21 protein-coding genes are annotated in these 23,163 nt (G+C 68.6%); 7 read left to right on the forward strand and 14 right to left on the reverse strand.

Annotated elements, in window-relative coordinates; genetic code table 11:
- Positions 1-39 precede the first annotated feature (39 nt).
- The 5 genes from RDCOP1_RS06730 to RDCOP1_RS06750 all read right to left on the reverse strand — a co-directional run bounded on the left by RDCOP1_RS06730 (position 40) and on the right by RDCOP1_RS06750 (position 5,366).
- Positions 40-1,065, reverse strand: a complete 1,026-nt coding sequence (locus RDCOP1_RS06730; RefSeq protein WP_072699334.1) for a uroporphyrinogen decarboxylase/cobalamine-independent methonine synthase family protein — start codon at positions 1,063-1,065, stop codon at positions 40-42.
- The gene (gene mnmA, locus RDCOP1_RS06735) at positions 1,062-2,156 is read right to left on the reverse strand and encodes a tRNA 2-thiouridine(34) synthase MnmA (protein ID WP_072699335.1); all 1,095 of its coding nucleotides are present in this window, start codon (positions 2,154-2,156) and stop codon (positions 1,062-1,064) included. Before mnmA ends, RDCOP1_RS06730 begins: the two co-directional genes overlap by 4 nt.
- Positions 2,153-3,388, reverse strand: coding sequence for a cysteine desulfurase family protein (locus RDCOP1_RS06740; RefSeq protein ID WP_072699336.1), 1,236 nt, complete (start codon positions 3,386-3,388; stop codon positions 2,153-2,155). Before RDCOP1_RS06740 ends, mnmA begins: the two co-directional genes overlap by 4 nt.
- A 187-nt stretch (positions 3,389-3,575) precedes the next feature.
- The gene (locus tag RDCOP1_RS06745) at positions 3,576-4,532 is read right to left on the reverse strand and encodes an electron transfer flavoprotein subunit alpha/FixB family protein (RefSeq protein ID WP_072699337.1); all 957 of its coding nucleotides are present in this window, start codon (positions 4,530-4,532) and stop codon (positions 3,576-3,578) included.
- Positions 4,533-4,580: 48 nt separating this feature from the next.
- On the reverse strand, positions 4,581-5,366 hold the full coding sequence (locus RDCOP1_RS06750) for an electron transfer flavoprotein subunit beta/FixA family protein (protein ID WP_072699338.1): 786 nt from the start codon (positions 5,364-5,366) through the stop codon (positions 4,581-4,583).
- Between the two features lie 229 nt (positions 5,367-5,595).
- Here RDCOP1_RS06750 and RDCOP1_RS06755 point away from each other — a divergent pair, with 229 nt between their 5' ends.
- From RDCOP1_RS06755 to RDCOP1_RS06765, 3 genes are read left to right on the forward strand one after another with little or no spacing between them, the layout of a single operon-like run.
- A complete protein-coding gene (locus RDCOP1_RS06755; protein ID WP_231922918.1) occupies positions 5,596-6,375 on the forward strand; it encodes a class I SAM-dependent methyltransferase in 780 nt (259 codons plus the stop codon).
- Between the two features lie 26 nt (positions 6,376-6,401).
- Positions 6,402-7,925 (forward strand): 1,4-alpha-glucan branching protein domain-containing protein, encoded by a 1,524-nt coding sequence (locus RDCOP1_RS06760; RefSeq protein WP_072699652.1) that lies wholly within the window; start codon positions 6,402-6,404, stop codon positions 7,923-7,925.
- Positions 7,922-9,169 carry a glycosyltransferase family 4 protein gene (locus RDCOP1_RS06765; protein WP_072699340.1) on the forward strand — a complete coding sequence of 416 codons (1,248 nt, stop codon included), beginning with the start codon at positions 7,922-7,924 and terminating at the stop codon, positions 9,167-9,169. The genes RDCOP1_RS06760 and RDCOP1_RS06765 overlap by 4 nt, the downstream gene beginning before the upstream one ends.
- 1 nt (position 9,170) lies before the next feature.
- Here the strand turns inward: RDCOP1_RS06765 and RDCOP1_RS06770 are convergent, their stop codons facing one another.
- Both RDCOP1_RS06770 and RDCOP1_RS06775 read right to left on the reverse strand, forming a co-directional pair.
- Entirely contained in the window at positions 9,171-10,658 is a 1,488-nt protein-coding gene (locus RDCOP1_RS06770) for an amidase (protein WP_072699341.1), read from the reverse strand.
- Between the two features lie 42 nt (positions 10,659-10,700).
- Entirely contained in the window at positions 10,701-11,465 is a 765-nt protein-coding gene (locus tag RDCOP1_RS06775; protein WP_072699342.1) for an acyltransferase, read from the reverse strand.
- 94 nt (positions 11,466-11,559) lie between these two features.
- Between RDCOP1_RS06775 and RDCOP1_RS06780 the strand changes: the two genes are divergently transcribed.
- Positions 11,560-12,861 carry an outer membrane protein assembly factor BamB gene (locus RDCOP1_RS06780; RefSeq protein WP_072699343.1) on the forward strand — a complete coding sequence of 434 codons (1,302 nt, stop codon included), beginning with the start codon at positions 11,560-11,562 and terminating at the stop codon, positions 12,859-12,861.
- A gap of 30 nt (positions 12,862-12,891) precedes the next feature.
- Here RDCOP1_RS06780 and RDCOP1_RS06785 read toward each other — a convergent pair whose 3' ends face one another.
- The 5 genes from RDCOP1_RS06785 to RDCOP1_RS06805 are packed head-to-tail and all read right to left on the reverse strand — an operon-like array spanning position 12,892 to position 17,591.
- Complete coding sequence (locus RDCOP1_RS06785; RefSeq protein ID WP_072699344.1) at positions 12,892-14,046, reverse strand: THUMP-like domain-containing protein; 1,155 nt, start codon at positions 14,044-14,046, stop codon at positions 12,892-12,894.
- A gap of 3 nt (positions 14,047-14,049) precedes the next feature.
- Positions 14,050-15,027: a class I SAM-dependent methyltransferase gene (locus RDCOP1_RS06790; RefSeq protein WP_072699345.1), complete on the reverse strand. Its 978-nt coding sequence runs from the start codon at positions 15,025-15,027 to the stop codon at positions 14,050-14,052.
- 53 nt (positions 15,028-15,080) lie between these two features.
- The gene (locus RDCOP1_RS06795) at positions 15,081-15,860 is read right to left on the reverse strand and encodes an enoyl-CoA hydratase-related protein (protein ID WP_072699346.1); all 780 of its coding nucleotides are present in this window, start codon (positions 15,858-15,860) and stop codon (positions 15,081-15,083) included.
- A gap of 9 nt (positions 15,861-15,869) precedes the next feature.
- Entirely contained in the window at positions 15,870-16,703 is an 834-nt protein-coding gene (locus RDCOP1_RS06800) for an NUDIX hydrolase (RefSeq protein ID WP_072699347.1), read from the reverse strand.
- Between the two features lie 54 nt (positions 16,704-16,757).
- Positions 16,758-17,591, reverse strand: a complete 834-nt coding sequence (locus RDCOP1_RS06805) for an ABC transporter ATP-binding protein (RefSeq protein ID WP_072699348.1) — start codon at positions 17,589-17,591, stop codon at positions 16,758-16,760.
- A gap of 42 nt (positions 17,592-17,633) precedes the next feature.
- On the opposite strand from RDCOP1_RS06805, the gene glgX reads away from it, so the two are divergent.
- From glgX to RDCOP1_RS06820, 3 genes are all read left to right on the forward strand, one after another.
- Positions 17,634-19,775, forward strand: coding sequence for a glycogen debranching protein GlgX (gene glgX, locus RDCOP1_RS06810; RefSeq protein ID WP_072699349.1), 2,142 nt, complete (start codon positions 17,634-17,636; stop codon positions 19,773-19,775).
- 84 nt (positions 19,776-19,859) lie between these two features.
- On the forward strand, positions 19,860-20,696 hold the full coding sequence (locus RDCOP1_RS06815) for an arsenate reductase/protein-tyrosine-phosphatase family protein (RefSeq protein ID WP_072699350.1): 837 nt from the start codon (positions 19,860-19,862) through the stop codon (positions 20,694-20,696).
- Positions 20,693-21,079 (forward strand): VOC family protein, encoded by a 387-nt coding sequence (locus RDCOP1_RS06820; RefSeq protein WP_072699351.1) that lies wholly within the window; start codon positions 20,693-20,695, stop codon positions 21,077-21,079. Before RDCOP1_RS06815 ends, RDCOP1_RS06820 begins: the two co-directional genes overlap by 4 nt.
- Positions 21,080-21,110: 31 nt before the next feature.
- Here RDCOP1_RS06820 and RDCOP1_RS06825 read toward each other — a convergent pair whose 3' ends face one another.
- Both RDCOP1_RS06825 and serB read right to left on the reverse strand, forming a co-directional pair.
- Positions 21,111-21,878: a peptidyl-tRNA hydrolase gene (locus RDCOP1_RS06825; protein ID WP_231922917.1), complete on the reverse strand. Its 768-nt coding sequence runs from the start codon at positions 21,876-21,878 to the stop codon at positions 21,111-21,113.
- Positions 21,868-23,100 carry a phosphoserine phosphatase SerB gene (serB, locus tag RDCOP1_RS06830; RefSeq protein ID WP_072699653.1) on the reverse strand — a complete coding sequence of 411 codons (1,233 nt, stop codon included), beginning with the start codon at positions 23,098-23,100 and terminating at the stop codon, positions 21,868-21,870. The genes RDCOP1_RS06825 and serB overlap by 11 nt, the downstream gene beginning before the upstream one ends.
- Positions 23,101-23,163: the final 63 nt, after the last annotated feature.

Raw genomic sequence — 23,163 nt, forward strand, 5'->3', positions numbered from 1 at the left:
CGCGGGCCGGCAAGGAGGACCGTCGGCCCGATGCGGACGTCAGAGGGTTTCGGGGTCCTCGGACAACGCGGCCGAGATATCGCGGGCCTGCTTCAGCGCGCTCCGCGCCCACTGAGGCTGCGCCGGCGCGAGGCCACACGCCGGAGCCACCGATACCGACCGCAGGGCAGTGCGCGGGAAGCCGAGCCGGTCGAACAGTGCGAGGGCGGGCGCTGCGAGGTCTCGCCAGCCCGGAACCGGGCTGGGCGCAGTCGTCGGCACCAGACCGAGAATCAGCGCGGTACCGGAATCGAACAGTTCGCCGATCCCGTCGAGATCCGTCTGCGAAATCTGTGTGAGGTCGAACGCCACAGCGTCGGCGGCGCTGCGGCGCAGCAGGTCTGCCGGCAGGGTGCCTGCGCAGCAGTGCACCGCGACGGACCGTCCGGTTCCCCGGATCGTCGTGTCCAGGACGTCGAGCGCCTCGGGCTCGGGCCAGGCGGGGACGGTCTCGAGGATCGTTCTGCCTTCCAGGGTCCCGGCCAGGACATCGGGAAGTGCGGGTTCGTCGAGCTGGACGACGACCTGCACGCCGAGCCTGCGGTGCAGTTCGGCGGCGTGCCGGGCAATTCCTTCCGCGAGAGACTCGGAGAGTTCGCGTACCGCACCGCGGTCGAGAAGCACGCGACGGCCGGTGGCAAGTTCGAGATGCGCGGCGAGCGTCAGCGGGCCGGCGGACTGCACCTTCACGGTGCGATCCGGGCCGGCGCCGGCGCGTTCCCATGCTTCCTCGAGCGCATCGAGGTCCTGGCGGAGCAGATCCTCGGCGCGGGCGGCGACCGTGCCGCGTCGCGAAACGAGCCGGTATCCGGTGGTAGACGCGTCGAGGTGGAGGTCGACGAGCAGCGCGCTCGCCCGCCCGATCATGTCCGACCCCAGTCCGCGTCCCGGAAGTTCTACGAGATGCGGCAGTTCGGCAAGTTCGCCGACCACGACGGCCGCGGCTTCGCGGGCATCGGTTCCCGGCCACGAACCGAGCCCGGTGGCGGTCCCGGACCACACGGCCCGGGCTTCCTGTCCGGTCACACGTCCTCGGCTACGGGCCGGGCGACAGCGATGGTGCCGCTGCCGAGAACGATGTCGCCGGCGGGATCGGGCCGGTAGAGCACCGCGGCCTGGCCGGCGGCGACGCCGGTGAGCGGCTCCCGGAGCGAGATCTCGATCCCCGACTCGGTCGCTTCGGCGACGGCGGGAGCGAGGCCCCCGTGCGCCCGCACCTGCACGACACATTCGACGGGCCCGTCGGGCGCACTGCCCGAGGTCCATACGGCGCGCTCGGCGTGGATGAAGTCGACCTTCAGCCGTTCGGCGCTGCCGACGCGGACGGTGCCCGTGTCGGGCTCGATCGCGGTGACGTAGCGCGGACGGCCGTCGGCGCCGGGACCGGAGATCCCGAGGCCCTTGCGCTGCCCGATGGTGAAACCGTGCACACCCTCGTGTTCGGCGAGCACATCACCAGAATCGTCGTCGACGACCGCACCGGGTCGCACGCCGATCCGGGCGCCGAGGAATGCGCGGGTGTCACCGGAGGGGATGAAGCAGATGTCGTGACTGTCCGGCTTGTTCGCCACAGCGAGGCCACGCTCCGCTGCCTCGGCTCGGATCAGGTCCTTGGGGGTGTCGCCCACCGGGAACATCGCCCGCGAAAGCTGTTCCGCGGTCAGCACCGCCAGCACATAGGACTGGTCCTTGTCGGCGTCGACCGCGCGTCGCAGCACGCCGTCCTCCAATTGTGCGTAGTGGCCGGTCGCCACGGCGTCGAAGCCCAGCGCCACCGCACGATCGGCCAGTGCCGAGAACTTGATCTTCTCGTTGCACCGCAGGCACGGATTGGGCGTCTGCCCCGCCGCGTAGGCCGCCACGAAGTCGTCGATCACGTCTTCCTTGAAGCGGTCGGCGAAATCCCAGACGTAGAAAGGTATTCCGAGCACGTCGGCGGCGCGGCGGGCATCGCCGGCGTCCTCCTTCGAGCAGCATCCGCGCGAACCGGTGCGCAAGGTGCCCGGAGCCGACGACAACGCCAGATGGACCCCCACCACGTCGTGTCCGGCGTCGACAACGCGGGCCGCGGCAACCGCCGAATCCACACCGCCGCTCATCGCCGCAAGAATCCTCATCTCCGGTCACCTCCTCGTCCGCCGGCGCTCGCCATTCCTGCGGCGCGTGCCCGCTCCACCACTCGCGGCAGAACGTCTATCAGTACATCGATATCGTCTCGGGTCGTGGTGTGCCCCAAGGAGAATCGCAGCGACCCGCGTGCCGTCGCGGGATCGGATCCCATCGCGACCAGTACGTGGCTCGGCCGGGCCACACCCGCCGTGCACGCCGAACCGGTCGAACACTCGATCCCGGCCGCGTCGAGCAGCATCAGCAGCGAATCACCCTCGCAGCCCGGGAACGTCAGGTGTGCGTTGTTGGGGAGCCGCCCGGCGCCGCGGGGACCGTTGAGAATCACGTCCGGGATCACCGCCTCGACACCGTCGACGAGATGGTCGCGCAGTGCGGCGAGCTCGACGGTCCGGGCGGGAAGGTCGGCAGTCACCTCCCGCAGGGCAGCAGCCATCCCGACTATCGACGCCGTGTCCTGCGTGCCCGAGCGGACGTCGCGCTCGTGCCCTCCGCCGTGCGCGAGGGGGACGCACGGGACCTGGCGTCCGAGCAGGAGTGCACCCACACCTTGCGGGCCGCCGAATTTGTGAGCGGCGAGGGTGAGTGCGGACAATCCGCTCGCGGCGAAATCGACGGGCAGGTGGGCGACGGCCTGAACGGCGTCGCTGTGCATCGGCACATCGAATTCGGCCGCGACGGCGGACAACCGGCGGATCGGCATGACGGTGCCGACTTCGTTGTTGGCCCACATGATGGTGACGAGAGCGACCTCGTCGGGATGAGCGGCCAGCTCCTCTCGCAGTACATCGGGGTCGACCCGGCCCGCCTCGTCCACGGGAAGCCAGGTCACGACGGCCTGCTCGTGGTCGGCGAGCCACTGGACGGCGTCGAGGACGGCGTGGTGCTCGACTGCGCTGGCGATGATCCGGCGACGCCGCGGATCCTGGGCGCGCCGGCCCCAGTAGATGCCCTTGACAGCGAGATTGTCGCCCTCGGTGCCACCGGAGACGAAGATCACTTCGGACGGTCGCGCCCCGAGTTCGGCGGCGATCGATTCGCGAGCTTCCTCGATCCGGCGGCGCGCCGCGCGTCCGGAGCCGTGCAGGGACGAGGCGTTGCCGGTCGTGGCGAAGACCTCGGTCATCGCGTCGATCGCCGCGGGCAGCATCGGCGTGGTCGCGGCGTGATCGAGATAGACGGTTTTCGAGGTACCGGAGGATCCGGTGGCGGGCGAGGTCATGACCGATCCAGGATAGCGGGTGACCCCGGGTGCCTGTCGCGGTCACCGCCTCCGAGCGGCCGCATGCGGCAAGTGTCACGTTTCGGCAGCCGTCGTCACACCCTCACACCCGCACGAACCCGGCCCCTACGACGAGCGCGGCCCCGTCCCGGAGATCCGGAACGGGGCCGCGCGACGCGAGCGGGAATCAGCCCTTGTGCTTCTTGACAGCCTCGGTCAGCTGCGGGGCGACGTTGAACAGGTCGCCGACGATGCCGAAGTCTGCGATCTCGAAGATCGGAGCTTCCTCGTCCTTGTTGACCGCGACGATGGTCTTCGAGGTCTGCATGCCCGCGCGGTGCTGGATGGCGCCGGAGATGCCCAGCGCGATGTACAGCTGCGGGGAGACCGTCTTACCGGTCTGACCGACCTGGAACTGGCCCGGGTAGTAGCCCGAGTCGACCGCGGCGCGGGACGCACCGACAGCTGCGCCGAGCGAATCGGCGAGCTCTTCGACGACCGAGAACTTGTCGGCCGAGCCGACACCGCGACCACCGGATACGACGATCGACGCCTCGGTGAGCTCGGGACGGTCGCCACCGACGATGGGATCGCGCGAGGTGACCTTGACGGCGTTCTCTTCCTGGGCCGGAACCTCGACGTCGACGCGCGCGGCGGCGGCCGCCTCGGGCTTGGCCTCGATGGCACCGGGGCGAACCGAGATGACCGGAACGTCGCCGTTGGCCTTGGCGTCGACGGTGAACGCGCCACCGAAGATCGAGTGGACGGCCGAGCCGTCGCTCTTGACGTCGACGACGTCGACGAGCAGGCCGGAGCCGATGCGGGCGGCGAGGCGGCCCGACACCTCCTTGCCCTCGACGGATGCGGCGGTGACAACCGCTGCGGGGCTGGCGGATTCGACGAGCGCGGCGAGAACGTCGACCTTCGGGGTCACGAGGTAACCGTCGATGATGTCGGACTCGGCGGCGTAGACCTTCGCAGCACCGGCGGCGGCGAGCGCCTCCTGAAGCTTGTCGGCGGTGCCTGCGGGGCCGGTGACAACTGCCGACGGCTCACCGAGCGCGCGTGCGGCGGTGATGAGTTCGGTGCTGACCTTCTTGAGTGCGCCCTCGGCATGCTCGACGAGCACGAGTACTTCTGCCATTGCTTGCTTCTCTCCCTAGATATGTCTGGTGTTGTCGCGTGGGCGCGATCAGATGATCTTGTGGCTGACCAGGTACTGAGCGACCTTGTCGCCGCCGTCGCCCTCGTCGGTCACGCGCTCACCGGCGGTACGCGCAGGCTTCGGGGTGACACCGGTGACGGTGGACGCGGCGTTCGCGACACCGAAGATCTCGGGGTCGAGGCCGATGTCCGCCAGGGTGAGGGTCTGAACTTCCTTCTTCTTCGCGGCCATGATGCCCTTGAAGGACGGGAAGCGCGGCTCGTTGATCTTCTCGGTGACCGAGACGATCGCGGGGAGCGGTGCCTCGAGGCCGAAGACGCCCTCGTCGGTCTCACGCTCGCCGGTGGCCTTGCCGTCGGCGAGGGTCAGCTTGCGCAGGTGCGTCAGGTGCGGGAGGCCCAGGTACTCGGCGATGATCGCGGGCACAGCGCCGACGCGGCCGTCGGTGGCCTCGTTGCCGGCGATGACGAGCTCGACGCCCTCGATCTGACCGAGCGCCGCGGCGAGCGCGTACGCGGTCTGGATGGAGTCCGAGCCGTGCAGCGCGGGGTCGTTGAGGTGGATCGCCTTGTCGGCACCCATCGACAGCGCCTTGCGGATGGCGTCGGTCGCGCGGTCGGGACCCGCGGTGAGCACGGTGACCTCGCCGCCGTCGCGCTCCTTGATGAGCAGGGCCTCTTCGACCGCCCGCTCGTTGATCTCGTCGAGGACCGCATCGGCGGCCTCACGGTCGAGCGTGTAGTCGCCGTCGGTGAGCTTGCGCTCGGACCACGTGTCGGGGACCTGCTTGATCAAAACGACGATGTTCGTCATGGGTCTGCGTCGACCTCCTGTGTGTAGCTGCCTTTGGTCGGCAAGGCGCTGCCTGAACCGAGCACTCGTGTCTGTCGCACGGCGTGTGCGATAGATTATCAAACGCTAAGTTACCCGTGGGTAACTTAGCGGGATTCCTGGTTCACCATAGCCGCACGAAAGGGCAGGCAAACCTGTGATCTGGACCACCGGAACGGTGCCGGAGAGGGTTGGCACTAATGTCTCGTCGGTGAGCGATACCAACAGCCGCGCCGACGACACCCTGACTCTCCCCCTCACCGGCGAACGGACCGTGCCCGGCATCGCCGAAGAGAACTATTGGTTCCGGCGGCACGAAGTGGTGTACCGGCGACTGCTCGATCGGTGCCGGGACCGGACCGTCCTCGAAGCGGGAGCGGGCGAAGGCTACGGCGCCGACATGATCGCCGACGTCGCAACCCGGGTCATCGGCCTCGACTACGACGAAAGCGCCGTCACCCACATCCGTGCCCGCTATCCCCGGGTCGACATGCGGCACGGCAACCTCGCCGAACTCCCTCTCGACGCCGAGACGGTCGACGTCGTCGTCAACTTCCAGGTCATCGAACACCTCTGGGATCAAGGGCAGTTCCTTCGCGAATGCCACCGGGTGCTGACACCGGGCGGCGCGCTGCTGATCAGCACACCGAACCGCATCACCTTCTCCCCCGGGCGCGACACACCTCTCAATCCGTTCCACACTCGCGAACTCGACGCAGCCGAACTCTCGGAACTGCTCGAGGACGCAGGATTCCGCGTCGAACTCATGACCGGCGTGCACCACGGCCCCGCTCTCCGCGCGCTCGATGCCAAGCACGGCGGGTCGTTCATCGACGCGCAGATCGAACGTGCCCTGGCGGGAGAGCCGTGGCCGGCGGATCTCACCGACGACGTCGCGGGCATCACCGTCGACGACTTCGTTCTCGATCCCGAAGACATCGACAGCAGCCTGGATCTGGTGGCTGTCGCGGTGAAAGATCCCGCACGGTGACGACGAACTCCGCCGCAGAGCCGGGCATGTTCTCCCTCGTCCTGCACTCCCATCTGCCGTGGCTCGCCAATCACGGCAGATGGCCGGTCGGCGAGGAATGGCTCTACCAGTCCTGGGCCGCAACATATCTCCCGGTCACCGATGTCCTCCGGCGGCTTGCCCGCGAAGGACACACCCGCATGGTCACCCTGGGGATCACGCCCGTCCTGGCAGCCCAGCTCGACGACCCGCACTGCCTCGCGGGCATGCACCACTGGCTCGGCAACTGGCAACTGCGTGCACACGAGGCGGCCGGCATGGCCGAGGAGTCCTACCGGGCGCTCGGGGCACGGGAGCACCGTGCAGCGGGTGCGGCGCTGGAGATGTTCGAAACCCGCTGGCGCCACGGCGGTTCGCCGGTCCTGCGCGAACTGGTCGATGCGGACGCGATCGAGCTGCTCGGCGGTCCTCTCGCGCACCCCTTCCAGCCGTTGCTCGACCCCCGGATGCGCGAGTTCTCCCTCACCGAGGGTCTGCACGACGCACAGACCCGGTGGCAGCACCGTCCCCGCGGCATCTGGGGTCCCGAGTGCGGTTTCACACCGGGAATGGAAACAGGTTATGCCGCAGCAGGTGTCGAACACTTCATGGTCGACGGTCCTGCTCTGCACGGCGACACCAGCCTCGGCCGGACCGTACTCGACTCGGACGTCGTGTGTTTCGGACGTGACCTGCAGGTGTCGTACCGGGTGTGGTCGCCGAAGTCCGGATATCCCGGGCACTCCGCCTACCGCGACTTCCACACCTACTGTCACGACACCGGCCTCAAACCCTCGCGGGTGACCGGTCGCGCGGTGCCATCGGAGGACAAGGCGCCCTACGACCCCGAACTCGCCTCGCTCGCCGTCGACCGCCACGTGTCCGACTTCGTCGAGACCATCCGGCGCCGCCTCCGCAGCGAGTCCGCACGCATCGGGCGAGACGCGCTCGTCGTCGCAGCATTCGACACCGAACTGTTCGGGCACTGGTGGTTCGAAGGTCCGCTGTTCCTCGAGCGACTTCTGCGAGCATTGCCCGAAGCAGGAATCGAGGTGGGCACTCTCACCGACGCGCGCGACCGTGGATATGTCGGTGGCCCGGTCGATCTCGCGGACTCGTCCTGGGGATCGGGCAAGGACTGGCGCGTGTGGGCGGGTGATCAGGTCTCCGATCTCGTCCGGTTGAACGACGAGGTGGTCCGGACCACGCTGGACACCCTCGACAAAGCGCACGGCGGACGAGCGCTCGGAGCACCCGTCCTGCGCAACCGGGTGCACGACCAGATGTTGCGCGAAGCACTGCTGACCGTCTCGAGCGACTGGGCGTTCATGGTCAGCAAGGACACCGCGGCCGCGTACGCCCGCGATCGTGCGCACACCCACGCGCACGCGCTGCGGGAGATCGCCGACGCGGTGGCTTCCGGCCGGGACTCGGCAGCAGTACGGTTGGCCGACGGCTGGAACCGAGCCGACAACCTTTTCCCCGGGCTCGACGCGCGACGCCTGCCCGGTCGCCACGGAGGCAAGTCATGAGGATTCTGATCGTGTCGTGGGAGTACCCGCCCGTCGTCGTCGGTGGGCTCGGCCGGCACGTTCACCATCTCGCCACCGAACTCGCCGCCGCGGGACACGAAGTCGTGGTGCTGTCGCGCCGTCCCACCGGGACCGACGCCACGACGCACCCCACGATCAGTCACATCGCCGAGGGCGTGCTGGTCGTCGCAGTCGCCGAGGACGCACCGCATTTCGTCTTCGGCGAGGACATGCTCGCGTGGACCCTGGCGATGGGGCACGCCATGGTGCGGGCCGGCGTCGCCCTGGGCCGCGGCGGCATCGGCGACGGCTGGCAACCCGATGTCGTGCACGCGCACGACTGGCTCGTCGCGCATCCGGCCATCGCCCTGGCCGAACACTTCGACGTGCCCCTCGTCTCGACCCTGCACGCCACCGAAGCGGGACGCCACAGCGGATGGCTGTCGGGCAGGATCAACCGCCAGGTGCACTCGGTCGAGTGGTGGCTCGCCAACGAATCCGACGCCCTCATCACGTGTTCCGCGTCGATGTACGACGAGGTGACCGCGCTGTACGGTCCCGATCTGCCGCAGATCTCGGTGATCCGCAACGGCATCGACATCACGACGTGGTCGTATCGCGAGCGCGCGCCGCGGTCCGGACCGCCCCGCCTCCTGTACGTGGGGCGACTCGAGTACGAGAAGGGCGTACAGGACGCGATCGCCGCACTGCCCAGGATCCGGCGCTTCCACCCTGGCACCACGCTCGTCGTCGCCGGTGAAGGAACCCAGTCCGACTGGCTGCGCGAACAGGCCCGTGTCCATCGCGTCGCACGGTCGGTGAGTTTCGTCGGCAACCTCGACCACACCGAACTGCTCGGGTGGCTGCACACCGCCGACGCCATCGTGCTGCCGAGCCGGTACGAACCGTTCGGCATCATCGCGCTCGAAGCTGCCGCTGCGGGAACACCATTGGTCGCCTCCACGGCCGGTGGGCTCGGTGAGGCCGTCGTCCACGGGTCGACGGGCTTGTCGTTTCCGCCTGGCGACGTCGCGGCACTCACCTCGGCGGTGCGCGAGACGCTCGACGACCCGGCTGCCGCACAGGAACGCGCCCGCGCGGCCCGTGCCCGGCTCACCGACGACTTCGACTGGGGGCAGGTCGCCGAGGAGACCGTCCAGGTCTACTCCGGGGCCAAGCGACGGGTGCGGCATCCGCTCGGGCGACCGGTGATTCCGCAGCGACCGCTTCCCGACCGGGACTGACTCAGCCGACGGCGAGTGCCGGCCGCCGATCGAACCACGGACGGGCCTGTTCCAGTTCGCCGCCGAGTGCCAGCAGGAGACCCTCGCCGCCGAGCGGGGCGACGAACTGGACACCGAGCGGCATGCCGTCCGCCGTCCAGTGCAACGGAAGTGAGATCGCCGGACGACCGGTGATGTTCGCCAACTGGGTGTACGGGGTGCGGCTGAGGTTTTCGTCGATCATCCGGTCCACCAGACCGGTCCAGCGGGCCACCTTGCCCATGCGCGTCGCGATGAGCACGTTCCCGAGGGTGCTCATCCAGCGCGGCGTGGCCAGTTCCCCGATTCTCGCGGGCGGGTATGCCAGGGTCGGGGTGAGCAGCAGGTCGTAGCGGTCATGGAAGGCGGCGAGCCGGGCGGTGTGTTCGCCCCAGCGATCCAGCGCGGCGAGATACTGCGGCGCGGGCACGGTCCGGCCCAGTTCGGCGAGGATGCGGGTGTCGAATTCGAATCCGTCCGGACCCGACCCCGTGCGTTGCTTCACCTCGTCGACTTCCGTTGCCAGCGACGCGAACCACATCGTGAGGAAGTCCGAAGCGAGTTGCCGCTCGTCGACACCGGTCGTCGCAGGCTCGACGTGATGGCCGAGTTCGTCCAGCAGGGCGACCGTCGCGTCCACCGCAGCGATCGCCTCGGGGTCGACTCCGGTACCGAGGGGAGACTCGGTCGCGTAACCGATGCGCAGTCGCCGGGGCGCGACGCGTGCTGCAGCCGAATACGACTGCGGCGGAGCCGCACTCAGGAAGGGCGCCGCCGCATAGGCACCGGCCATGACGTCCAGGAGAGCCGCGGAGTCACGGATGCTCCGCGTGATCGCCCCGTTCGTCGCAGCCCCGTGCAGCGGTTCGCTGCCGAGCGGGCCGGTCGGCACGACTCCGCGTCCGGGCTTGAGACCGACGAGACCGCAGCATGCGGCCGGGATCCGGATCGAGCCGCCGCCGTCGCTCGCACCCGCAGCGGGCACCACTCCCGCCGCGACGGCGGCCGCGGAACCACCGGACGAACCTCCGGGAGTCGACGCCGGATTCCATGGGTTCCGCGTGGGACCGTTGGCTTCCGGTTCCGTGATGCCCTTGAGCCCGAATTCGGGGGTGTTGGTCTTCCCGAAGACGACGAGGCCGGCGTCGAGCCAGCGGTCGACGACCACCGAATTCCGCTCGGCGGGCACATGGGCGAGCGCCCGGGAACCGCTTCCCGTAGGGATACCGGCGATGTCCTGCCCCAGGTCCTTGACGAGGAAGGGCACACCCGCGAACAAACCCTCGAGCCGGTGGCCGGCCCGCACGCGAGCCTCACGGTCGAGCCGGCACACCACCGTATTGAGAATCGGCTCGACGGCGTCGAGCCTGCCGATCGCAGTCTCGAGCAGTTCGTGCGGCGTTGTCTGCCCGCTCGCCACCAGTTCTGCGAGCCCCACGGCGTCGTATCGTCCGTATTCCTCGAAGTCCACGGTCGAGCCCCTCCCCTTACCGATTCTTCGTGCGATCCGTCGTCAGACGCCCGGTTGTGCGTCGACCGGTCGTTCTCCCGCCTTCTTCCGGGCGATGTCCGCGAGTGCTTCGGCCCGTGCGGCACGCTCGGCGGCGGCAGTCTCCCACGACACCTTGCGATTCTTCACGACCTTCGCGGGTGAGCCGACCGCAATGCTGAAGTCGGGGATTTCGCCCTTGACCACCGCGTGCGCGCCGAGCACGCAACCGCGGCCCACCTTCGTGTTGCGCAGCACCGTCACCTTCGCGGCGATCCAGGTGTCCGGACCGATCCGCACCGGACCCTTGATGATGCCCTGATCCTTGATCGGATAGGTGATGTCCTCGGTGCGGTGGTCGAAATCGCAGATGTAGCACCAGTCGGCGACCAGCGTCGACGCGCCGATCTCGATGTCCAGGTAGGTGTTGACGACGTTGTCCTTGCCGAACACCACCTTGTCGCCGATGCGCAGCGACCCCTCGTGGCAGCGGATCGCGTTGCCGTCGCCGATGTGCACCCACTTGCCGATCTCGAGACGCGCCAGTTCGGGCGTCGCGTGGATCTCGACGTTCTTCCCCAGAAACACCATCCCGCGCAGCACGACGTGCGGATTCGCCAGCTTGAACTTCGCCAGGCGGTAGTACCGGACCAGGTACCACGGCGTGTACGCCTTGTTTGCCAGCACCCATCGCAGAGATGACAGTGTCAGGAATCGTGCCTGGTCCTGATCCCGGCGACGGGAACCGCGCCACCTCGTGCGCAGCGGTGCGCCCCACATGCTCGTCATAGGGGGCAGCCTACGGTCCGCCTCCCGCGCGGGGTGCAACCCCCGGCCCGATACGCTGACGGCTCGAAACGTTCGTCCCGGGAGGAGTTGGGTGATGCGGGGTGTCCTGCGGGCCGCAGTGCTGGCATCGACGGCAGCGGTCGCACTGAGCGGGTGCGCAGGCGGGGGTGGCACCACCGACGTGCTCTCCGAAGGAGGCTGGCCGGCCCGCTACTCGGACTCCCGGAACAGCAGTACCGCGACCGCCGGAGGACTCGACGACATCTCCCCCGCCTGGGCGCGGCCACTGGGCGGCCAGGTGGGATCGCCCGCCGGGGTGGCGGCCAACGGTCAGATCGCAGTCACCGCATCGACGGAGGCGGGGTGCAACCTCTTCTCCTTCCAGATCGGCAACGGACGCAAGCGCTGGTGCACGCGACTCGCTCCGGGAGCGACGACCGTCACCCCTGTGTCGGACGGCAACGCGAACATCTACGTCGGCGAGGACGGCGGCATGTTCTCGTTCAACGACCATGGGCAGCGGCGCTGGCGGATCCCGGTGAGCGGCACACCGCGCAGTGCCCAGTTCGCGTCCGACGGAAAGCTGGTGGTCGTCACGCATTTCGGCCAGGTCAACATCATCAACCCGCAGACCGGCCAACTCGTCGCACCGCTGTTCGATCTCGTACCGATTCCCGCTGTCGACGACGGCCAGAACGTCCCGCGACCCGCCAGTGACCACGGCTTGGCCGCGTGCTTCGGCGGATCGCCCGATTGCCCTGTCGCGACCAACCCTGCCGTCGACCTCGCCACGGACCGGATCTTCGTGACGTTGTGGCGTCCCGGCGCCGATCGCGCGTCGCTCGTCGCCATGCGGTACACGAGCGGCGACAACGCTTCCGTGGTCGAAGAGTGGTCCACCGACGACCTGCCGGGCGGCGCCGTGACGAGTCCGGTGCTCTCCGCCGACGGCACGGTCGTCTACGTGCACGACGGGGACGGGACCCTGTGGGCACTCGATTCGGCGACGGGCACCGCTCGCTGGAACCAACGCCTCGATCACGCTCCCGCCACCGGTCCGGCAGTGACCGCCGACGGACTGCTGCTGATCGCCGCGGACGGTGCAGGCGGATCGCTGCTCGCCCTGCGCGACACCGGCGACGGCGCCGAGACAGTCTGGGAACGCACCGACGTCACCGCGCACGGAGTACCGGCGGTGACTGCGGACGGTCTGGGTTATTCGGTGATCGACGGTGGCGACGGTCCGGCCGCGCTCGTGTTCGACACCTCGGACGGCCGGACCATCGACGAGGAAACATTGACGGAGGCAACAGGTTTCCCGATCGGCACTGCTGTGGGACCCGACGGGGAATTCGTCACGACGACGCACGACGGCGACATCGTCGTGCTCCGCTGACGGGGCCGCGACTCCACCGCCGCCGTTCCGCTAGCGGGACGCCTCGCACACGAAAGCCTCGGGGGTGCGGCCGATCCTGGTGAGCACCACGCTCAGCGATCGCGAACCCTTGAGTTTCAGCCGCGGTCGCAACACGGCGGGGTCGATGTCGAGTCCACGCACCAGGATCTCGGCGATCCCGCAGTCGAGGCGCGACAGCGCTTGTTTGAGCGATTTCTCGGTGTACTTGAACTGTTCGAGGATGCGAAATCCGCGCACACCCTCCGGGAGCGCGTCACCGGTGAGATACGCGATGCGCGGGTCGAGTTGCCACAGCCCGTGCGCGGCCGCGTAGTGACGCACCAGGCCGGCCCGCACGATCGCACCGTCCGGATCGATGATCCACCGACCCGGCGCGCGTTCCGGGATGTCGTCGGGCATGGTGTCGGTGACTTCGAAACCCGTTCCGTCCGAACGGAGTACAGCGGCGCGTCGGCGTGCTCCGCCGAGCGCCAGGCCGGGAGAATACAGGCACGCTTCCCTCACCCCGCCGTCCAGCGACACGACCTCCACCTCGCCGTCCCAGCCCAAGGAGTCGAAATCCAGGCCCGGCGCACACTTCACGGCCAGATCCCGGCCGGCATAGGTATCGAGAAGGTCGGGCAGCGGAGGCTGCAACGCCGCCGGGTCGTGCGTCCTGCGACCGCCGGCGCGGCGCGCGGGATCGGCGATGACGGTCGTATTGCGTGTAACGGGCCGTAAGGCGTCGGCGCGGACGAGATGCGCTTGCGGCACGTTGTGCGCGGCCATCGCGAGCCGGACGGCATCGAGGTCGCTGCCCACCACCGTCTCCGCGACCCCGACGAGGTGCGCGAGTTCGGCGCCGACCGAGCACGTGACGTCGTGAACGGCGCGGCCGACGAGTCGCCGGGCGCGGTGCGCCGCGACCGGTCCGGGCGTCGCCTGCTGCACGGCGTCGTCGGTGAGCACCCATCGCTCCGCACCGGAAATCTTGGCAGCGGCCTTGCGGCGCACCAATACCGTTTCCACGAGAAGAGATGTGCGGTCGCCGAAATGCGTGCGCACCCAGCCGATATCGGCCAGGCGCGTACGCGTCGACAGTTCACGCTCGCCGACGCGGGCGAGCGCTTCCGCGCCGGCGTCCGAGGTCAGGTACGCGACGTCGGCGAGCGTGAACTCGTACACCGGCTACTTGCCCGGCTTCACACCGGTGATCATCACGTTGTAGAAGAAGCTGCGCGGGACGACATGCTTGAGCACGTTCTCGTCGACCCAGCTGAGCGACTTCCAGCCACCGAAGGCGAACTTGGCCCAGTTCCAGCCGAGCTTCTCGGGCGGCACCGCAGCTTCGAACGTACGGACCGGCCAGCCGAGCAGTGCGGCGGCGAACTCCTCGCTCGATGCCTTGACGTTCACCGCGCCCGCCGAGCGGGCGATCTTCTCGAGATCGGAGGGGTCGAAGGTGTGCAGATCGACGACGGCCTCGAGTGCCGCCGCGCGCGACGACTCGTCGAGTTCGGTCTGCGGACGCCGCCAGTCGCTCAGGAACGGAAGCTTGGTGATGGTGGTCGTGGCCTCCCACGTGATGCGTCCGAGCCAGCGCGCGTAGAAGTTGCCGACCGTGCTCGGCTCACCCGCGAAGACGAATCGGCCACCGGGCTTGAGCACACGCAACACTTCGCGCAACGACTGCTCGACGTCGGGAATATGGTGCAGCACGGCATGTCCGACGACGAGGTCGAAGGTGTCGTCCTCGTACGGAATGGTTTCGGCGTCGGCGACACGGCCGTCGACGTCGAGACCGAGATGCTCAGCGTTGCGCAGCGCAACCTTGACCATGCCGGGCGACAGGTCGGTGACCGAACCGGACTTCGCCACCCCGCCCTGCATGAGATTGAGCAGGAAGAACCCGGTGCCACAACCCAATTCGAGCGCCCGCTCGTAAGGGAGGTTCTGCTCTCCGGCGGCGGCGACGAAACGCCCCTTGGCATATTCGATGCAGCGTTCGTCGTACGAGATCGACCACTTGTCGTCGTACGTCTCCGCTTCCCAGTCGTGGTAGAGCACCTGGGCGAGCTTGGTGTCCTCCATCGCCGCCGCGACCTGTTCGGCGGTGGCGTGCGGGTTCGGCGCGGGGTCGACCCCGTCGGGCCTGCTTGCAGTCATGGCGCTGATCCTACCCATCGGTAAGCCGGAGACGATTATGTGGTTCGGGCGACCTATTCGCCGACGAATTCGGCTTTCCCGGGACCGTTCGCACGGAACGACTCCATGCCGATGGTGCGGTCTTTCGTGGCGAACAGCGACGCGAACACGTGCTGTTCGATAGCGAGACCGGTATCGAGGTCGGTGTCGAGGCCCTGGTCGATCGCGGCCTTCGCCGCTGCCAGCGCCCGCGAAGCCGCACCGGTGAACTGCGCGGCCCATCGCCGGGCCGCCTCGTACACGTCGTCCGGTGCCACGACCTCGTCCACCAGGCCGATCGCCAGCGCCTCGTCCGCACCGACGAAGCGTCCGGTGAACACGATGTCCTTCGCCTTCGCGGGCCCCACCAGACGTGCGAGTCGCTGGGTGCCGCCGCCCCCGGGGATCACACCGAGCAGGATCTCGGGCGTCCCCAGCTTCACGTTGTCCCCGACGATCCGTCGGTCGGCACCGAGAGCGAGTTCGAGGCCACCGCCGAGGGCGTATCCCGTGATCGCCGCGACGGTCGGTTTCGGAATGTCGGCGATCGATCCCAGTGCGGATTGCAGATCGCCGACGATCCGGCTCATCCGCACGAAATCCAGTTCGGCCAGTTCCTTGATGTCGGCACCGGCGGCGAAGACCTTCTCGCCGCCGTAGACGATCACCGACTTCACGTCGTCCCGGACGGTCGCTTCCCTCGCTGCCTCGCGGATCTCCTCCTGGAGTTGCCGGCTCAGCGCGTTCATGGGCGGGCGGTCGAGCCGGATGGTGCCGATACCGTCGGAGACCTCGAGTGTCACGAATTCAGCCATGGGTCGAGCCTAGAGGTCGGCGCGCTGGGCCCACGGATGCGACCCGACCGCGTAGTAGCCTTCCTCGCCGTCGAAGGCGATGTGGATCATGCCGTCCCGCTTGCTCATCACGGGCAGGATCGGTTCGACGGTGACGTCCGCCGCCATGATCTCCGCGACCGTCGCGTAGTGCGAGAGCGCCGTCAACTGGCTCCAGGTCGGGGGAAGCAGGACGCACCGCCCCGACCGCCAGTATTCGAGTTCTTCGGCCGCGGTCCGCCACCGAACCGCTTCTGCTTCGGTGGTCTCTCCGTCCGCGCGCTGCCCCTCGGGTGCGGCGGCGACGAAGAACCTGGTGTCGTAGCGGCGCCGCTCCCCCAGTGGCGTGATCCAGTTGGCCCAGGGGCGAAGGAGGTCGGCCCGGAGGACGAGTTCTTCCCGCTCCAGGAATTCGCCGAACGACAACTCGCGGGCTTCGAGTTTGCGGCGCGAGCCGGCGTACACGGTCGTATCCGCCACGACCGTGTCGGGCGTGGGCCCGGCCAGCAGCACACCGCATTCCTCGAACGTTTCCCGCACGGCGGCCAGGACGAGGGCGCGTGCCTGTGCCTCGGTGGTGGAGAACCGCTCGGCCCACCACGCGACGTCCGGACCGGACCACCGCACCGACGCGTCGCTGTCGGACGGGTCGACTCCGCCGCCGGGAAACACCGTCATCCCGCCGGCGAATTCCATACCGACGACGCGTTGCTGCAGGAACACCTCGACCCCGCGTGCGGAGTCCCGCACCAGCATCACCGTGGAGGCACCGCGGACGGGAACCGAAGCAGGATCGAAGGAGCTCACCGAGCGATCGTCAACCATGAACCGAAACTAGTCGATCGGGTGGTGCACGCCGTGTCCGGACGCGCCGTCGTGTCATCCGCGCCGATGACGTCCCGGCTCCCAGGTGCGACGAGCGAAGAACCGCCCGTCCACCTTGTCGAGGGTGATCGACTGGCTGAACGCCTCGCTGAGGTTCTCGCCGGTGATCACGTCGTCGAGCAGACCCTGCGCGACGACGGCGCCCTCTTTGAGCAACAGTGCGTGGGTGAATCCGGGCGGAATCTCCTCGACGTGGTGGGTGATGAGCACGGTCGCCGGCGCGTCCGGGTCCACGGCCAGTACGCCGAGGCGCGCGACGAGTTCTTCCCGGCCGCCCAGGTCCAGGCCTGCGGCCGGTTCGTCGAGCAGCAGCAGTTCGGGATCGGTCATGAGCGCGCGGGCGATGAGGACACGTTTGCGCTCGCCCTCCGACAACGTTCCGTACGACCGGTCCGCAAGGTGCTCGGCGCCGAGGCTTTCGAGCATCTCGATCGCGCGGTCGGTGTCCATCGCGTCGTAGCGCTCACGCCAGCGGCCGAGCACGCCGTATCCCGCGGAGATCACCAGATCGACGACCTTCTCGTCGAACGGGACGCGATTGGCCAGGGCCGCGGACGACAGTCCGATGCGGGTCCGCAGTTCGGACAGGTCGGTCCGGCCGAACGTCTCGCCGAGCACGTGTGCCGTTCCGGACGTCGGGAAAGTCTCGGCCGCCGCGATGCGCAACAACGTCGTCTTGCCTGCGCCGTTGGGGCCGAGCACCACCCAGCGTTCGTCGAGTTCCACCTTCCAGGTCACGGGTCCGACGAGGACGTTGCCTCCGCGCCGCACCAGAACGTCTTCGAATTCGATGAGCAAATCGGGATCAGGTTGTGCCACGCCCTCCATCTTGTCTTACGCCCGGGCGCAACACGCGGCAGGATCATCGCTGTGTCGTCACCCTCATCGGAATCCGGTTCGTCCGCCGCCCTGCACGACCCCTCGCCGTTCCCGCTCGGGGCCACGGTGGTCGAGGCCGGCACCCGATTCGCCGTGCATGCGCCGCACAGCGATCGCGTCCAGGTGTGTCTCGTGGACGAGGACGGGCGCGAGCAGCGCGTGGACCTACCCGACTTCACCTACGGCGTGTGGCACGGCATCGTTCCCGGCATCGGTGCCGGGCAACGGTACGGCTATCGCGCGCACGGCAAGTGGAACCCGCGCCACGGCCTGCGCACCAATCCCCACAAGATCCTGCTCGATCCCTGGGGCCGGCAGATCACCGGTGGTGTCGGCGACGGAGCCAGGCTGCTCGCCTACGACGGTGGACCGTTCGACGCGATGTCGACGGTCGACTCCCTCGGCCACACACCGCTGTCGGTGGTGACGTCGACGGGCGGCAACGCCTCGCAGCGGCCGGAGATCCCGTGGGAGAACACGGTCGTCTACGAGTTGCACGTGGGTTCGTACACGGCCGGTCACCCGGACGTGCCGGAGCATCTGCGCGGCACCTACCTCGGCCTCTGCCAACCGGCAGTGCTCGAGCATCTGGTGCAGCTCGGGGTGACGACCGTGGAGCTGTTGCCTGTCCAGGCGTTTCTCACCGAGCCTCCGGTCCGTGAGCGAGGAATGCGGAACCACTGGGGATACTCGACCGCGGCGTACTTCGCACCGCATCCCGCTTACGCCGCGACGCCCGGTGAGGAGATCGCCGAGTTCCGGACCATGGTCCACGCGTTCCACAGCGTCGGACTCGAAGTCGTTCTCGACGTGGTCTACAACCACACCTGCGAATGGTCGGTTGCGGGACCGAGCCTGTCGTGGCGCGGGCTCGACGCACCCGGCTACTACCTGCTCGATCACCACGGCCACGACATCGACCTCACCGGTTGCGGCAACACGATCGACGGCGCGTCGCCCATCGCCGTACGGATGGTGTGCGACAGCCTGCGGTACTGGGCGGAGGACATGGGCGTGGACGGGTTCCGGTTCGATCTCGCGAGCGCGCTCGCGCGTCCGCGCGGTGGCCCGTTCGACCCGCGGGGCGCCTTGCTCACCGCGATCACCAGCGACCCGGTCCTCACCGGCCTCAAGCTCATCGCCGAGCCGTGGGATGCCTCCGGACACGGCTACGAACTCGGTCGCTTCGGAGTGCAGTGGGCCGAGTGGAACGATCGGTACCGCGACTCGGTTCGCCGGTTCTGGGCGGGACGCTCGGATGTTCGCGAGCTCGCTTCGCGGCTCAGCGGCTCGGAGGACGTGTTCCGGCGCGATCGTCGTCAGCCCGCGATGTCGGTCAACTACATCACCGCGCACGACGGATTCACGCTGACCGACCTGGTGTCGTACCGGCACAAACGCAACGAGGCAAACGGTGAGCACGGCCGGGACGGTTCGGACCACAACGAATCGGTCGATCACGGTGTCGAAGGCCCGACCGACGACCCGGAGATCGTCGCGGCCCGCGATCGGCACGTCCGCGCTCTGCTCGCGACCCTGCTGCTCTCCACGGGCACTCCGATGCTGCTCGCCGGGGACGAACTCGGACACACCCAACACGGCAACAACAACGCCTACTGCGTCCCGGAGGATGTACCGGTGCGCGAGGCGTGGCCACTGGGCTGGCAGCACGCCGATCTCGAGCGGCTCGGGTACGTGCGCGGCCTTCTCCAGCTCCGGAACGTGGTGCCCGTGCTGCGGCGACGTCGGTTCTTCGACGGCCGGGCGCGAACCGACGGTCGCCCCGATCTGGTGTGGTTCGGGATCGAGGGCACCGAACTGGATTACGCGGGCTGGCACGACGACAGCCGGCGCACGCTGCAAGGGTGGGTCGACGGTTCGGGGCTGGGTACCACCACCCGCGCGGGGCTTCGGCTGCCCGACAGCAGCGGTCTGTTCGTCCTGCACGCGGGCGGCGCCGCGACCGTGACACTGGGCGGGCCGGAGTGGTATCGGGACGACATCGTGTGCGTGTTCGATTCCGGCACGGTCGACGGGTCGCCGGTCGACGCCACTCCCCTCCCCGTGGGAAGCGAGTTCCGAGTGACCGGACCGACGGTCCTGGTGTTCCGTACGGCGAACCCGCTCGGGTGATCGGACCCGCCCGGCTCGTCCGGTTCGGCCCGCCGGGGGAAATTACATCAAACCGATTTGATGTATCGGGAGTACGCTTCTGGCATGGCCGCATCCGCGTCCGTTCCGTCGTTCGTACAGCTGGCAGCCCATCCGGTGCGCTGGCAACTGCTCACGACGCTGTCCGGTGGCGACCACCGTGTCCGGGAACTGGCGACGCTGGCCGGCGAGCCGCAGAACCTGGTGTCGTATCACCTTCGGGTGCTGCGCGACGGCGGACTCGTGACGACCACACGCAGCAGCTTCGACGGACGCGACAGCTACTACCACCTGGACCTCGACCGCTGTGGCCGCATGCTGGCCGACGTCGGTGCCGTGCTGCATCCGGCGCTCGCCCCCACGAGGAAGCAGCCGCCGTCCGGTGCCGCCGGCCCCGTCGCCGTGTTGTTCGTGTGCACCGGCAACAGTTCCCGCTCCCCGATCGCAGAAGCGTTGCTACGCAGACATAGCGACCTCACCTGTTCACGCGGAGTCGAAATATTCAGCGGCGGAACCGATCCGAAACCGGAGATGCATCCCCTTGCTGTGCGGGTACTCCGGGAGGACTTCGGGATCGACATCTCTGGCCGAGCGCCCCGCCACCTCGCGGCCGTCACCGGCCGACGGTTCGACGCGGTTGTCACCCTGTGCGACAAAGCCCGTGAGAACTGCCCCGAGTTCGACGGCGACACGCGGTGCATCCACTGGAGCATTCCCGACCCCGCGGCGACAGCAGACAGCGACGCCTACCCCACCTTCCGTGCCGTCGCCGCCGACATCGACAACCGTGTCCGGCATCTTCTTCCGGCTCTCGCACGGATTCCCCGCTCCGGGCCTTCCGCCGCCCGGGCGTCGGAAGGACGAAACCGAAGTGTCCCAACTGAGAAAAGGAGTGTCCGATGACCACACAGAACGAATCCGTCGGCGTCCGCTACCTTGTCGACGACGTCCGCTCGGCGATCGAGTTCTACACCGGCAGACTCGGTTTCACCCTGCACACCAACGCGGGTCCCGCGTTCGCCGATGTGACCCGGGGCTCGCTGCGACTGTTGCTGTCCGGCCCGGCCAGTTCGGGTGCTCGCGCCACCCCTGCCGAATCCGCCGATCCGGGCCGTAACCGTATCCACCTCGTCGTCGACGACCTCGACGACGAGATCGGCCGTCTGCGCGACGCCGATGTTCCGTTCCGAAGCGAGGTGGTCTCCGGCCCCGGGGGCCGCCAGATCCTGATCACCGATCCCGCAGGCAATCTCGTCGAGTTGTTCCAGCCCGCGTCCGCGGCCTGACCCACGTGCCGGGAGTCGGTTCGCCGGTCGCTCAGTCGATCATCGCGACGACGGTGACCGAGCCCGGAGCGACTTCGGTGAACCCGGCGTCCTTCACCGCGACCCCCGATCCTCGCTCGACGTGCGCGAGCAGTTCGCGCCAGCGGATGGGATCGGCGTCACGGACGGCACAGGGATAACCGGCGGCGGCCCAGGCCCGTGCGGAGTCGAGCGGCAGAGCGCCGGCGAAGAGCATCGAGGCGTGCCCGACCTGGGCGGCGGCCTTGCCGACCGTCATTGCCAGAGCACTGTTGATCCACAACACCGGAACTCCGGCGGGTGGGGGCGGCGGGTCGTCCGGCGGCACATCGGTACCGCCGATCTGCAATCGGGACACCCGCGAGTCGAGTTCCCCCACCGGTCCGGGCACGAGCGCACGCGCCTGCGCTCCGGCATGCTCGACGGTCACTCCGTCGACCTCCTGCACGGCGCGCCACTGCGCACCTCGCGCGCGTCGGCTGACCTTGCGGATCCGGGCGTCGTTCCAGGTGCGAAACGCCTCCTGCCACGGTCCGGGTTCCCCGTCCGGTCCCGGTCCGACGCGCGGATCGAGGCACAGTGCGACGGTCGCGATCGCGGCGGCCTCGAGGAGCGAACTACGGGCGGGCGGATCGGATTTCGGGATGTGCAGGACGATCGGCATCGCGAGCACCGCCGCCGGGTCGTCCGGGTCGGGCCGGTGCCCGTAGCCCCGGGCCAGCACGGCATGTCGCTGCGCGAACCCGGGGTCGGCGAAGACCGGGTGCGGGTCAGGCTCCACGATCGAGCGGCACCCGTCGCAGCGTTCCGTCGACTCGATCGGCGGCTTCCACCTCGTCGCGCGTGACGCCCAGGACGAAGAGCACCGCGTCGAGGTAGGGGTACGACAACGCGGTGTCGGCGACCTCGCGCAGGGCCGGCTTGGCGTTGAACGCGATACCCAGTCCGGCAGCGCCGAGCATGTCGATGTCGTTGGCGCCGTCACCGACCGCAACGGTCTGCTCGATGGGCACCCCTGCCTCGTCGGCGAATTCGCGGAGCGCATGCGCCTTGGCGGCGCGGTCGACGATCTGTCCGACGACGCGGCCGGTGAGCTTGCCGTCGACGATCTCCAGGGTGTTCGCGCGGACGAAGTCGAGTTCGAGGTCGTGGGCGAGACCTTCGATGACCTGACGGAAACCGCCCGAGACGACGCCGCAGCGGAAGCCGAGGCGCCGCAGGGTGCGGATGGTGGTGCGCGCACCGGGCGTGAGTTCGATCTGGTCGGCCACCTCGTCGATAACCGAGGCCGGAAGTCCGGCGAGCGTGGCGACGCGTTGCTCCAGCGACTGCGCGAAGTCGATCTCGCCGCGCATCGCGGCCTCGGTGACCTCGCGGACCTTGTCCTCGACACCGGCGTGCGCGGCGAGCATCTCGATGACCTCGCCCTGCACCAGAGTGGAGTCGACATCGAAGACGATCAGGCGCTTCGCCCGGCGGGCCAGCCCCGCACGCTCTACGGCGATGTCCACGTCGATACCCGCGGCGAGTTCCGCGAGAGCCTTACGCAGACGGCGGTCGGTGTCCGAATCGGTGTCGGAGGCGGTGACCATCAATTCCAGACCGGTGACGGGGTAGTCCGCGATTCCGCGGATGGAATCGATGTTGGCGCCCTGGGCCGCGAGGGTGCGGCCCACCGACCGCATCGCGCGGGCGCTCAACGGGCTGCCCAGCACCACCACGGCGTGAGTGGACACCGCATGGCCGGAGCTCGGAGCCACGCCGATCTGCACTGCGGCGCGCATTCCGATCGCGGCCATGGCCGACTCGGCCGCGTCCTGCAACGCTTCGACATCGCGGGGGCACACCACAAGAACCCCGAGCGTCAACTGCCCACGGATCACGACCTGTTCGACGTCGAGCAGGTCGACGTCGAACCTCGTGAGCACCGCGAACAGCGCCGAGGTCACGCCGGGATGATCCGGTCCGGTCACGGTCACGAGCACCGTGCTGTCAGACGCCACAACGTCTCCGATCATTGTCGTCGAGGCACGTGCGGACGCGGCACGTGCTGGATCCATTGTCTC

Source organism: Rhodococcus coprophilus NBRC 100603 (assembly GCF_001895045.1).
In the GTDB taxonomy this organism is placed as follows: domain Bacteria; phylum Actinomycetota; class Actinomycetes; order Mycobacteriales; family Mycobacteriaceae; genus Rhodococcus; species Rhodococcus coprophilus.

Coding starts and splice junctions, on each gene's coding strand:
- mnmA (WP_072699335.1), bottom strand. CDS start 2,156: ATGAGGATTCTTGCGGCGATGAGCGGCGGTGTGGATTCGGCGGTTGCC.
- RDCOP1_RS06745 (WP_072699337.1), bottom strand. CDS start 4,532: ATGGCAGAAGTACTCGTGCTCGTCGAGCATGCCGAGGGCGCACTCAAG.
- RDCOP1_RS06740 (WP_072699336.1), bottom strand. CDS start 3,388: ATGACCTCGCCCGCCACCGGATCCTCCGGTACCTCGAAAACCGTCTAT.
- RDCOP1_RS06765 (WP_072699340.1), top strand. CDS start 7,922: ATGAGGATTCTGATCGTGTCGTGGGAGTACCCGCCCGTCGTCGTCGGT.
- RDCOP1_RS06750 (WP_072699338.1), bottom strand. CDS start 5,366: ATGACGAACATCGTCGTTTTGATCAAGCAGGTCCCCGACACGTGGTCC.
- RDCOP1_RS06795 (WP_072699346.1), bottom strand. CDS start 15,860: ATGGCTGAATTCGTGACACTCGAGGTCTCCGACGGTATCGGCACCATC.
- RDCOP1_RS06760 (WP_072699652.1), top strand. CDS start 6,402: ATGTTCTCCCTCGTCCTGCACTCCCATCTGCCGTGGCTCGCCAATCAC.
- RDCOP1_RS06790 (WP_072699345.1), bottom strand. CDS start 15,027: ATGACTGCAAGCAGGCCCGACGGGGTCGACCCCGCGCCGAACCCGCAC.
- RDCOP1_RS06780 (WP_072699343.1), top strand. CDS start 11,560: ATGCGGGGTGTCCTGCGGGCCGCAGTGCTGGCATCGACGGCAGCGGTC.
- RDCOP1_RS06820 (WP_072699351.1), top strand. CDS start 20,693: ATGACCACACAGAACGAATCCGTCGGCGTCCGCTACCTTGTCGACGAC.
- RDCOP1_RS06800 (WP_072699347.1), bottom strand. CDS start 16,703: ATGGTTGACGATCGCTCGGTGAGCTCCTTCGATCCTGCTTCGGTTCCC.
- RDCOP1_RS06805 (WP_072699348.1), bottom strand. CDS start 17,591: ATGGAGGGCGTGGCACAACCTGATCCCGATTTGCTCATCGAATTCGAA.
- RDCOP1_RS06775 (WP_072699342.1), bottom strand. CDS start 11,465: ATGACGAGCATGTGGGGCGCACCGCTGCGCACGAGGTGGCGCGGTTCC.
- RDCOP1_RS06815 (WP_072699350.1), top strand. CDS start 19,860: ATGGCCGCATCCGCGTCCGTTCCGTCGTTCGTACAGCTGGCAGCCCAT.